Source organism: Vallitalea pronyensis, assembly GCF_018141445.1.
Taxonomy (GTDB): domain Bacteria; phylum Bacillota; class Clostridia; order Lachnospirales; family Vallitaleaceae; genus Vallitalea; species Vallitalea pronyensis.
In genome coordinates this window covers 4937243-4949932 of the sequence record NZ_CP058649.1, presented here as the reverse complement: position 1 = coordinate 4949932, position 12690 = coordinate 4937243, and the positions used below count along the sequence as shown (strand labels likewise).

The window sequence follows — 12690 nt, the reverse complement described above, 5'->3', positions numbered from 1 at the left end:
GAATATATACAGAATGGAGGAGTAAGGATGGAAAAGGTTTTAATGAAGGGTAATGAAGCCATTGCAGAGGCTGCCATTCAAGCCGGATGTAAGTATTTCTTCGGTTATCCTATCACACCACAGAACGAAATACCAGCCTATATGGCTAAGAAATTACCTAAAATTGACGGTGGTGTCTTTCTACAAGCTGAATCAGAAGTATCAGCCATTAACATGGTATATGGTGCTGCAGGAGCAGGCGCTCGTGTGATGACATCATCTTCTAGCCCAGGAATAAGCTTAAAGCAAGAAGGTATTTCCTATATTGCAGGAGCAGCTTTACCCTGTGTTATTGTGAATATTGTTAGAGGAGGTCCAGGATTAGGCGGGATTCAGCCAGCACAATCGGATTACTTCCAATCTGTAAAAGGCGGCGGACATGGTGATTATCACTTAATCGTTTATGCACCATCTACATTGCAAGAAATGGTGAGCTTAACCATGGAAGCTTTTGATATAGCAGATCTATACCGTAATCCTGTCATGGTACTTGGAGATGGCATGCTTGGGCAAATGATGGAACCTGTATCCTTTGAAAAACCGCCTGCAAGAGAATTACCTGAAAAAGATTGGTCGACAACAGGTTGTGACGGCAGTAGAAAGCCAAACGTCATTAATTCATTATATATAGACCCAGAAGAATTAGAGATCGAAGTAAACAAAACATATAAGAAATATGAAGTCATTAAAGAAAATGAAACCCGCTATGAGACCTATAATTGTGAAGACGCAGATATCATTGTAGCTGCTTATGGAACAACAGCAAGAATTGTAAAGAGCGTCATTGATATGGCAAAAGAAAAAGGTGTGAAGGTTGGACTTATTCGACCTATTACCATATGGCCTTTCCCATATGCACCTGTAGAAGCCTATGCAGATAAAGATCATGTCAAAGCTTTTTTAACCGTTGAGATGAGCATGGGACAAATGGTGGAAGACATTCGTCTTGGCGTTAAGAATAAGAAACCTGTGCATTTTTATGGTCGAACAGGTGGTATGGTTCCAACACCTGATGATATACTATCAGAGATTTTAAAAATTGTGGAGGAGGCATAATGATGAAAGTTGTATTTGATAAACCAAAAGCACTCAGCGACACGCCTTTTCATTATTGCCCAGGTTGTACCCATGGGATTATCCATCGTTTAGTTGCAGAAGCGATGGATGAGTTGAACATAAAAGACAAAGCAATTGGTGTGGCACCAGTAGGATGTTCTGTATTTGCCTATAAATATTTTAATTGTGATATGCACGAAGCTGCTCATGGACGTGCGCCGGCTGTTGCTACAGGTATTAAACGTGTACTTCCAGATAATATTGTCTTTACGTATCAAGGGGATGGGGACTTAGCTTCCATCGGTACGGCTGAGATTGTTCATGCAGCTGCTAGAAATGAAAACATAACCGTTATATTTGTTAATAATGCCATCTATGGTATGACAGGGGGACAAATGGCTCCAACAACACTCATCGGGCAAAAAACCACCACGTCACCCTATGGCCGTGATCCTAAAATGACAGGGTTACCTATAAAAATGTCAGAGATGTTAGCCACTTTAGATAGTACGTATTACATCGAAAGAGTATCTGTACATGATGTTAAACACATCAAACAAGCAAAAAAAGCCATTAAAAAAGCTTTTGAAAATCAAGTAGAGAACAAAGGATTTTCTCTAGTAGAAGTGTTATCCACATGTCCAACAAACTGGGGGTTATCACCAGCAGAGTCTCTTGATTGGGTAAAAGACAGCATGATTCCAGTTTATCCTTTGGGCGTTATGAAGGACAGCGACGAATAGGGATGATCATGGTCCACGGGTCCTTAATTGAAAATGAAAGGAATGAATAAAATGACTGAGCAAGTAATTATTGCTGGTTTTGGTGGTCAAGGTGTCATGTCCATTGGACAGATATTAACTTATGCAGGTATGACTGAAAACAAAGAAGTATCATGGTTACCATCTTATGGCCCAGAGATGCGAGGCGGAACCGCCAATTGTAATGTGATTGTATCGGATAAAGCTGTTGCTTCACCGATTGTAACAGGTGCTACTGCGGCGTTAGTGCTTAATAAACCGTCATTAGATAAATTTGAAAAATCCGTAAAACATGATGGACACTTATTAATTAACAGTTCTTTAATCGATAACAAAGCAACCAGAGAAGATATTCATGTACACTATATTCCAGCCAATGAAATAGCTGTTGAACTTGGTAATACACGTATCGCCAATATGGTCATGTTAGGTGCTTATCTTGAATTAACCCATGTTGTCAGTATAGAGTCTATTGCTAAAGGTCTAAAAAAAGTCCTTGGTAAAGCAAAAGAACATCTTGTTGACATTAACATTGAAGCCATGAAGCGCGGCGCAGCATGTGTCGCTTAAACCGATAAACGATAGAAATAAAAGGACTTTTTTCTTCTGTATTTATTCATCTGGATAAGTGCAGGGGAGGAAGTCCTTTTTTTTCTTCTTACAGTAAAGTTCTCCTTTAATAAATGAGATAGGAGCGTTTATATAACCAATATTTTCTGTTCAGATGTCTATAAGATGTTTAACATATTTATTGCATAAATTTGTTTTATACTTTATACTTATTTTATATAATTTTTAGCATATATTTATATCAAAATAATATAATTATTAAATGAAAAAAAGCATAGCTTGTATGAGCGATGGTCTATTTTACATTAGTAAAATTTTATATAGATAGCATGTTTTAGGGAGGGAAATACATTGGAGAATCATACGGACAACGTTTTAAATATAGGACTAGACATTGGGTCAACAACCGTTAAAATCGTTGTATTGAATAAGTACGGTGAAATTCTATATAGTAAGTATAGAAGACATTTATCAGATATTAAACTTACAGTAGGCAAGCTCATCAAAAAAGCGTATGCACATTTTCCCAATAGTCTTATTACCATCATGACAACGGGTTCAGGTGGTATGGGGGTATCCAAATGGATGGATATTCCATTTATTCAGGAAGTGATAGCAAGTACAAAAGCTGTAAAAACGAAAATACCTCAGACAGATGTGGTCATTGAACTTGGCGGTGAGGATGCTAAGATTACATATTTTGAAGGGGATACCATTGACCAGAGAATGAATGGTACGTGTGCAGGTGGTACTGGAGCTTTTATTGATCAGATGAGTGCATTGCTGCAAACGGATGCTGAAGGGTTAAATGAACTGGCTAAAAGTTATAAGGTCATATACCCCATTGCTGCAAGGTGCGGTGTATTCGCCAAGACAGATATACAGCCATTGTTGAATGAAGGGGCTTCAAAAGAGGGTATTGCTGTATCCATTTTACAGGCCATTGTGAATCAAACCATAAGTGGCCTTGCCTGCGGGAAACCATTAAGAGGTAATATTGCCTTTTTAGGTGGACCATTATACTTCCTATCGGAACTACGTCAACGTTTTATTGAAACCCTTAATCTAAGCAAAAGCCAAGCCATTATACCACCATTTTCACAATTATATGCGGCTATTGGTGCAGCCATGGCATCCAAACAGGAAGAGGCAGTATCTTTTAAGGGCATATACGAGAAACTAGCATTCTTTGAGAATGCAACCAGTCATGAAGTACCAAGACTTGAAGCATTGTTTAAGGATAATGAAGCTTTACAAACCTTTCATGAGAGACATGGTGAAAATAAAGTCGGTCGAAGTGAACTGTCAACTTATCAAGGTAAATGTTATATAGGCATAGATGCTGGGTCCACTACCACGAAAATAGCCGTTATTGATGTAGAAGGTAAATTGTTATATGCCTATTATGGCAGTAATGAAGGTAAACCTTTAAATCGTACTGTAGATATTCTAAAAGATATTTACGATAAACTACCTGAAGGGGCTCATATAGCCCATGCAACGGTAACGGGTTATGGTGAAGCTATTATTAAAGAAGCTTTAGGTGTGGATATTGGTGAGATTGAAACAATTGCCCACTATAAAGCAGCAGAGTTCTTTTTACCAGGTGTGGATTTTATCTTAGATATCGGCGGGCAAGATATGAAGTGTCTTCGTATAAAAGACGGTGTCATTAACAATATTTTATTAAATGAAGCTTGTTCGTCAGGATGCGGCTCTTTTATTGAGACTTTTGCTAAATCCCTTAACATGGATGTGGAAAGCTTTGCAGAAGCAGCCTTACAATCCAGAAATCCAGTAGACCTTGGTTCAAGATGTACGGTGTTTATGAATTCAAGAGTGAAGCAGGCCCAAAAGGAAGGTGCTACAGTTGGGGATATATCTTCAGGGTTAGCTTATTCTGTTATAAAAAATGCATTACAAAAAGTCATTAAGATTCATGACCCTAAAGACATGGGTGAAAAAATTATTGTACAAGGGGGTACCTTCTATAATGATGCTGTTCTAAGAGCATTTGAAATGATTTCAGAAAGAGAAGTGGTGCGTCCGAATATTGCAGGACTCATGGGTGCCTTTGGTGCGGCACTTATTGCCAAAGAAAGAGATCAAGATACAGGTACCACGCTTATTCCAGCTCAGGATTTACAGGACTTTGTCTATGAGACAGAGATGAAGCGTTGTAAGCTGTGTAATAATAATTGTTTATTAACATTGAACAAATTTCCTGGTGACAAATGCTATGTATCGGGTAATCGATGTGAACGCGGCGCAGGAAAAGAACTATCGAAAAAAGATGTACCTAATCTCTATGATTATAAATACAAAAGAATCTTCCAATACAAGTCTTTAAGTGAAGACGATGCAAAACGTGGTACCATTGGTATACCAAGAGTACTGAACATGTATGAGAATTATCCTTATTGGTATACCTTTTTTACTGAGCTTGGGTTTAAAGTTGTTCTTTCACCAAGATCCAGTAAAAAGGTTTATGAAGCAGGTATAGAAACCATACCTTCAGAGTCTGCCTGTTATCCTGCAAAGATTGTTCACGGACACGTGATGCATCTGATAAATCGTGGTATTAAGCATATTTTTTATCCCTGTGTACCTTATGAAGTGAAAGAGCAAAAAGGTGCGGATAATAACTTTAATTGCCCTATTGTGACCTCCTATCCAGAGGTGATTAAGCACAATATGGAAGATTTGGATACAAAAAAGGTGAACTTCATTAATCCTTTCCTTCCTATGCATGATGAAAAGGTATTAGCTCAACGTCTGGTAGAAGAGTTAAAGCCCTATGGTATTTCTGAAGACGAAGTACTAAAAGCATCTCAACTAGCATGGAAAGAGAAGTTACAAGTATTAGACGATATTAAGGAAAAAGGCGAAGAAGTCATTCAATACCTAAAAGAAACAGGTAAAAAAGGTATTGTGCTGGCAGGTAGACCTTATCATATTGATCCTGAAATTAATCACGGTTTAACCAATATCATTACCAACTTGGATATGGCAGTTCTAACAGAAGATGCAGTGGCTCATCTTGGTCATGTGAAGCGGCCTCTTCGAGTGCTTGACCAATGGTCATATCATTCCAGACTCTATGCAGCGGCAGAATGTGTAGGTAACTATGATAATCTGGAATTAGTCCAATTAACCTCTTTTGGCTGTGGGGTTGATGCAGTAACAGCGGACCAAGTTCAGGAGATTCTTGAGCGACATGGTAAAATCTTCACCATTATTAAAGTGGATGAAGGCAATAATCTAGGTGCTATTCGTATCCGTATGCGTTCCTTAAAAGCAGCCCTAGATGAACGGGAAAGAAATGGCATCGTGCCAACAAAACAAAACATCTCCTATGAAAGACTTGCATTTACGAAAGAACATAAAAAGAATCATACGGTGTTAATGCCGCAGATGTCAGCCATACATTTTGATTTTCTGGAAGTTGCATTTAAGAAGCTGGGGTATAATGCCGTTATGCTGCCTGAAGTAGACCCTGGAGCAGTGAATGAAGGCCTTAAACATGTGAATAATGATGCCTGCTACCCTTCTATCATTGTGGTTGGCCAGATATTGAATGCCATTCAGTCTGGAAAATATGATTTGAATAATACATCGGTTTTCATCACCCAAACAGGTGGTGGATGTCGAGCATCCAATTATATAGGATTTATCCGAAAGGCTCTTACGGATATTGGGGTGACAACAGTCCCCGTTATTTCCGTTAATGCATCAGGTCTAGAGAAAAATCCAGGTTTTAAAATAACACCTACCATGCTCAATCGATCCCTTATGGCCATCCTATATGGTGATATTTTCATGCGTGTCCTCTATGCCACCAGACCTTATGAAAAGGTAAAAGGTTCTACGGAACAGGTGTATCAAGCATGGAAGCAAAAGGCGTATAAAAACTTAGAAAATGGTAACATCATTCAGTTTAGAAAAAATATGAAAGGCATCGTACGGGCATTTGATGACATTGAAAGACTGGATTTGAATAAACCTAAAGTAGGCGTTGTAGGTGAGATTCTTATTAAGTATCACCCAATGGGCAATAACAACTTAGTGGAAGTGTTAGAAAAAGAAGGGGCAGAGGTCTGCGTCCCAGACTTAATGGATTTCATCTTGTACTGTGCATACAATCGAAAGTTCCAGTATGAAAAGCTAGGAGGCACGAAAAAAAGCTGGAAAATCAGCAAATGGGTCATCAATGTGATTGAGTGGTATCGAAAAGCAACCAAAGTACCTTTAGCAGAGAGTAAGCATTTTAGACCACCTACATCCATTGAAGAAAAAGGCAAGCATGCCTCAGAACTCATATCCTTAGGTAATCAAACAGGAGAAGGATGGTTTTTAACCGGTGAGATGATTGAATTGGTAAAAGAAGGCTTTGAAAACATTGTGTGTGTTCAACCTTTTGCATGTTTACCGAATCACGTGGTTGGGAAAGCCATGATGAAGCCGATTAAAGCAAGCTATCCTAAGGCTAATATTGTAGCCATTGATTATGACCCTGGTGCTAGTGAAGTCAATCAGCTTAATCGTATCAAGCTCATGCTTGCAGTGGCCAGTGATAGCATAAAAGATAAAGAGATTTCAGAGAACAATGAGCCCGAAGATTTAGAGAGTGATAAAATGGTGTCTAATCTATAGGCATAATCATCAACGTTATGTAAGCGTGCATTGAGTGTTTATCTCAAATGTACGCTTTCTTTATCTTATATTAAGGAAAGTTTTTCATTAACAAATGAGATAGGAACATTCTCATTTGGGTTAATGAAAGTTTCCTAACGGATAAATCTTCTTTGTGAAATGAAGTGTAGCCTCTTTTGATAAAGATGACTATTGATTAGGGGGGTACACATCCTTTATAATAAGGATGATGTGATTGGCTCAGATGCCTAGTATCATTAGGCTACTTTAAAATAGAATAATACATGAGGAGGAGCGATATGCAAGCTAAAGGAATTGAAATGTATCATGAATATGTAAGTAAAGCTGGTGATCGTTATTCAATTTTTGAAAGTATCTCCCAATATGATGTGATCAAAAAAGCCCTTTATCCGGGTTCGTATATCCATATTACCCCATCCCTAATCATCCCAGAAGTCATTTATGTGGATACAGATAAAAAAGCCATAAAGTTCTTTCAACAAGAAACAGGTATTAAAGACTTTGTGACGTCTAATAAGGTATACCCTGAGCCTTGTTCTATTCAGTTTGAAGCAAAAGACTATTGGGAAGAGCTCTCTATTCCCCTTGGTTATGTGGATTTATTAATATCCCAATATGCAGGATTCGTTTCTCAAGCATGTAAGAAGTATTTAAAAAAAGGTGGCATCTTATTAGCCAATGATAGCCATGGGGATGCCACATTAGCAAAGGCTGATAAAGCATTCGAATTTATTGGGACCCTACAACATAAACAAGGCAGTTACAAAATGGAAAGCAAAGACCTTGAACAATATTTTACCCGTTATCAGGGAAGACCTGTGGATCTGGATAAGGTCAAACAAACAATGAAGGGACCCAAATACTTAGTAGGCTCGGATTATTATGTGTTTAGAAAAATAAGAGATTAGGATGGGACTGGCTAAAAATATTTAGTATGCATTATGGACATGTTTTATGGGATTAGAAAATATTGTCATGGTAAATATAACATTTAGAAAATTATTGTTATACAATAGATAATACTTAAAATATGATTGGAGATTATATCATGAGCTTAAAATTGAAATCTAGTAATAAAAAAGATTATCTAGTTTCATCATCAATAGTTGATTATCATCATGATGCTATAAAGGAGCTAGCAGAGCAAATTAATCATGAAAAATTATCTGAAATAGATTTAGTAAAAAAGACATTTGAATTTGTTAGGGATAATATTAGTCATTCTGCTGATATAAATGGCGAAATAGTAACGTGTAAGGCATCGGACGTATTACACTACAAACAAGGGATATGTTATGCTAAATCCCATCTTCTTGCAGCCTTATTAAGGTACCATGGTATCCCTACAGGGTTTTGTTACCAATAGTTGATATTATGTGAGAAAACATCACCTTACATCATACTACATGGTCTAAATGGAGTGTATATATCAGGCATAAAAAGATGGATAAGGTTAGATGCAAGAGGGAATAAAGAAGGTGTAAACGCACATTTTTCAATAGATAAAGAGCAACTGGCATTTTCAGTCAATCCAGACTTAGGTGAAGAAGATATTCTTGTCGTATACAATGAACCTGATATGAATGTTCTTGCAAGTATGAATCGATATGAGCTTGTTAAAGAACTATTTGATAACCTCCCCACAACATTATTAAATCAATAATGATGACATGGGGACGTTTCGTTTGTCATATTATCTTATCAAAAAGAATCACATAATTATCCTTATTTAATTGGAATAAGGGTATTATTTGGAGTATATTTGATAATGATTTTCATTATTGACAAATAAATAGAAGTACTATATACTATCAAGCAGTTAGACGAGTCTAAAATCTGCTTCTGCTGTATACATATAAAATTAATAAATCGTTATACGTATATAATTTAAAAAATGATATATAAAACCGTCACAATATACGATTCCTTTTGGACTCTGACCCTGCTGAAGTTGCTCTAAGAGTTAACCAACACCAGTGATAGCAGATGAATTATATATACTAGATAACGCAACAGATAATTATATAAGATTACTTGTTGAAAAAACAAAAGTCGTTATGAAGCAGTATCGACATGTCTTAGGAGGTTTTTAAATGGTTAAAGTAAACAACCTCTATATGCATTTGCTAAAACCATTCAAGAAAAATATAGCTTGACCTACATATTTATCACCCATGATTTAACATCCGTCACATATTTATGTAATAAAATTATGTTCTTATATAAAGGAAAAATAACTGAAATCATAGATGTAAAAGACATTTCAAAATCCACAGATGCATACGCTAAAAAATTACTTAATACGGTGATACCCATATAGGAGACCATATGAAAAACAATATCGATGTAACAAAAGGAGTTATATGGAAACAAGTCATTATATTTTTTATACCTATCGTAATCGGAGGATTTTTTCAGCACCTCTATGCCATTGTCGATGCCATTATTGTAGGTAAAGGTCTTGGGACATTAGAGCTTTCGGCTGTTGGTGGTTCCGCGTCCAAGTTAATTGTTATGATAACTAATTTTTTTATCGGCGTGTCTTCGGGTATCACAGCATATGTGTCCAGATATTATGGTAAAAAAGATTTTAAGATGTTAAAAAGTATCACATTTAATGGCGTGATCATGTTTGCTGTTTTGGGAATTCTATTATCGGCAATAGGTATTGTATTTTCTAATAGATTTTTGAATCTATTACAGACGCCAGTAGAAACAATGGACTTATCGAATACATATTTAAAAACCTATCTTTTTGGTATCGTGTTTTCCATTCTTTACAATGCTTTTGCAGGTATATTACGTGCCCTAGGGGATTCTAAAAGACCACTATATGTACTTATATTTTGTAGTTTTTTAAATATCGTATTAGATATACTATTTGCTCTCGTTCTTCGTATGGGTGTATTTGGCGTTGCATTTGCCACTGTCATTTCACAGACTATCAGTGCCATTATTCTAGCCAGAATTATTGTGAAAGAAATCAATATAAGCATGAAACAAAAAGTGAACATTGACTTTAGAATCATGCGAGATATAGGGGCTATTGGCATTCCAGCAGGGTTGCAAAGTATGATGTTTAGCTTATCCAACATGGTTGTACAAGGTGCCGTTAACACATTTGGAGCAGTATCCGTTGCTGCTTGGACAGTGTATGTGAGGGTCGATAGCATCGTTGATATTTTAGTTACATCCCTTGGAAACACCGTGATCACATTTGTAGGTCAGAATTATGGTGCCGATAAGCTCCATAGGGTTAAGCAATCGGTAAAGCAAATTATGGTAATCAGCTATGTTATTGTGGCTGCAGTAATAGTTGCGTTTATGCTGACACGTTATTCATTGTTTTCATTATTTACTAATGATATTGCCGTGACTAACATCAGCATCAGCCTTATATTTGTCATCATGCCCATGTACCTATTAACCATCCCACAACAAGTATTTTCTCAGGCACTTAGAGGTCTCGGCAAATCATTTATACCCATGATATTAACACTTGTTGGTGTGGTAGGAACCAGGCTATTGTGGGTGAATTTTGTTTTACCTATTAAGCCTAGCTTAACGTTGCTAGGTGCATGTTATCCTGCTAGTGCACTGCTTATGTCCATTATTTTTGCAGTGTATTATAAAAGAGTTTTGGCTAAAATAGCGTAAATATGAAAATGATAAATAATGTATGCATAAAAGCTTCAGTTCTATACTGGAGTTTTTTTATACTACTTCTTTTTAAATAAGACAGAGAGTTGTCATGTTTAGCATGTTAGAATAGAAATAAAAGGGAAAGAGATGATAACATGGCAAAAATTAATCGTTTTCAGCATGTAACAGGTAGACACTTTGAAACAACAGCAACAATTGAAGCATTTTCTAATAATGGCCCTTTAGCACATTCTAACTATAAGCTGTGAAGGAGAAGAAAATGAAAAAGGAAATGATTGCACCTTGTGGCATGAACTGTGAACTATGTATAGCCTATCTGGCACAGAAAAATGATATAAATAAGCAAGGCTTCCATCGCACTTACTGCCCTGGATGTAGACCCAGAGGTCAACATTGTCTGCATATGGCAAATAAATGTGAAAAGATAGGCAAAGGGCTTGTAGAATTTTGTTATAGGTGTGATGATTTCCCTTGTACCAGACTTAGGGCTTTAGACAAAAGATATCGTACCAAATATCACATGAGCATGATTGAAAACCTAGAATATATTCAAAAACATGGTATGAAAGATTTTTTACAAAAAGAAGAGGATAAATGGCGTTGTCCTGAATGTAAAGAGAATATCTGTTGTCATAATGGTCTATGTATGCATTGTCATTTAGAAGTCTTAAAAAATAATAAGAAATATTGTTGGGACGATTCGGTTAAGTAGATTAAATGATAAGAAACCATATATCGTGATAATACACGCTTGTTCGTTTGTTGCTTTTATTTGGATTAAAGGAATGGCAGCAAGCTGTAGTTGTTCATTATTACGATATATGGTTTTTCTCTGTCTAGCCACTCTTAAGCAATAAAAAACGCCGTTCTAGCTTGTAAATATTACTTACTATATTACAAAATTAATGGGTTAATGATATAATTTTTATAGGTTGATTTTTGGAAGTTTGACTTACTTATAAAAAAGGCTTATGGAAGACAGATGGATATAACTGCTTAGCTTAAATAGAATAGGGAGCTGATTAGGATGAAAATAGATAGACTCATGGGGATATTACTTATATTATCGCGGGAGAAGAAGGTAACAGCCCCATATTTAGCGGAATACTTTGAGGTATCCAAAAGAACTATCAATCGGGATATTGAAACCCTTTGCATGGCAGGGGTTCCCATTATTACGCAACAAGGGCACCAAGGTGGTATATCCATTCAAGAGGGTTATAAATTTGACCAAGCTATGTTAAGCAAAGAGGAGTTAACCAAGGTATTAACTGGCTTAAATGCAATTGGTAGTGTTGATTTTACAGGAGATACAGGTAGGATTTTAGCTAAACTGCGTCATGGTTGTTCTGATGATGACGATATTTTTGAGATTGAACTTGGCTCTTTTTATACGGAAAGTATTTCGAAAAAAATAGAGATAATTAAAAAGGCAGTGAAATCATCTAAAAAAGTAAGCTTTTTGTATTATAGTATGTTAGGAAAATCATGTAAAAAAGTTGAGCCTTATAAAATCATTTACAAATGGCAGAACTGGTATTTATACGCTTTTTGTGACGAAAAAAATGACTTTAGAATGTATAAGATGAATCGGTTCTGGGACTTAAGGCTAACCCATGAGGGTTTTGAATCGAAAAGGATTACGGAAAGTATTGTGAAAAAGATGAACGATATCTTTCCGTGTCATTATATGCTGAGGGCATCTTTTGATAAAAGTGTTGAATATATTTTAGTAGAGAATTATGGACATGAAAGTTATTCGAAACGTGATGATGGCATGTTGTATTTTGAAATGGATTTTACCAACTTTGAATTTATGCTGAGTTGGATATTAAGTTTTGGCGATAAAGTGATTGTACACGAACCTGTTTGTTTGGTTGAACGCATTAAAGAAATAGCAGCATTTAATCAAAAACATTATCAATGA

Annotated in this window: 10 protein-coding genes; all 10 read left to right on the top strand. The window is 36.3% G+C overall.

The window, feature by feature from the left end:
• Positions 1 to 27: 27 nt before the first annotated feature.
• The 10 genes from HZI73_RS20610 to HZI73_RS20565 all read left to right on the top strand — a co-directional run bounded on the left by HZI73_RS20610 (position 28) and on the right by HZI73_RS20565 (position 12690).
• Complete coding sequence (locus tag HZI73_RS20610) at positions 28 to 1095, top strand: 3-methyl-2-oxobutanoate dehydrogenase subunit VorB (protein WP_212695243.1); 1068 nt, start codon at positions 28 to 30, stop codon at positions 1093 to 1095.
• Positions 1095 to 1838 carry a thiamine pyrophosphate-dependent enzyme gene (locus tag HZI73_RS20605; protein WP_330619610.1) on the top strand — a complete coding sequence of 248 codons (744 nt, stop codon included), beginning with the start codon at positions 1095 to 1097 and terminating at the stop codon, positions 1836 to 1838. Before HZI73_RS20610 ends, HZI73_RS20605 begins: the two co-directional genes overlap by 1 nt.
• 51 nt (positions 1839 to 1889) lie before the next feature.
• Positions 1890 to 2426, top strand: a complete 537-nt coding sequence (locus HZI73_RS20600) for a 2-oxoacid:acceptor oxidoreductase family protein (protein WP_212695242.1) — start codon at positions 1890 to 1892, stop codon at positions 2424 to 2426.
• A gap of 351 nt (positions 2427 to 2777) precedes the next feature.
• Positions 2778 to 7079 carry a 2-hydroxyacyl-CoA dehydratase gene (locus tag HZI73_RS20595; RefSeq protein WP_212695241.1) on the top strand — a complete coding sequence of 1434 codons (4302 nt, stop codon included), beginning with the start codon at positions 2778 to 2780 and terminating at the stop codon, positions 7077 to 7079.
• 299 nt (positions 7080 to 7378) lie between these two features.
• Positions 7379 to 8008, top strand: a complete 630-nt coding sequence (locus tag HZI73_RS20590; RefSeq protein WP_212695240.1) for a hypothetical protein — start codon at positions 7379 to 7381, stop codon at positions 8006 to 8008.
• A 140-nt stretch (positions 8009 to 8148) separates the two neighbouring features.
• Positions 8149 to 8466 (top strand): transglutaminase-like domain-containing protein, encoded by a 318-nt coding sequence (locus HZI73_RS20585; RefSeq protein WP_212695239.1) that lies wholly within the window; start codon positions 8149 to 8151, stop codon positions 8464 to 8466.
• A gap of 54 nt (positions 8467 to 8520) precedes the next feature.
• Positions 8521 to 8763, top strand: coding sequence for a hypothetical protein (locus tag HZI73_RS20580; protein WP_212695238.1), 243 nt, complete (start codon positions 8521 to 8523; stop codon positions 8761 to 8763).
• A 665-nt stretch (positions 8764 to 9428) separates the two neighbouring features.
• Entirely contained in the window at positions 9429 to 10757 is a 1329-nt protein-coding gene (locus tag HZI73_RS20575) for an MATE family efflux transporter (RefSeq protein ID WP_212695237.1), read from the top strand.
• A 265-nt stretch (positions 10758 to 11022) separates the two neighbouring features.
• The gene (locus HZI73_RS20570) at positions 11023 to 11475 is read left to right on the top strand and encodes a DUF3795 domain-containing protein (RefSeq protein ID WP_246552232.1); all 453 of its coding nucleotides are present in this window, start codon (positions 11023 to 11025) and stop codon (positions 11473 to 11475) included.
• 315 nt (positions 11476 to 11790) lie between these two features.
• On the top strand, positions 11791 to 12690 hold the full coding sequence (locus tag HZI73_RS20565) for a helix-turn-helix transcriptional regulator (RefSeq protein WP_212695235.1): 900 nt from the start codon (positions 11791 to 11793) through the stop codon (positions 12688 to 12690).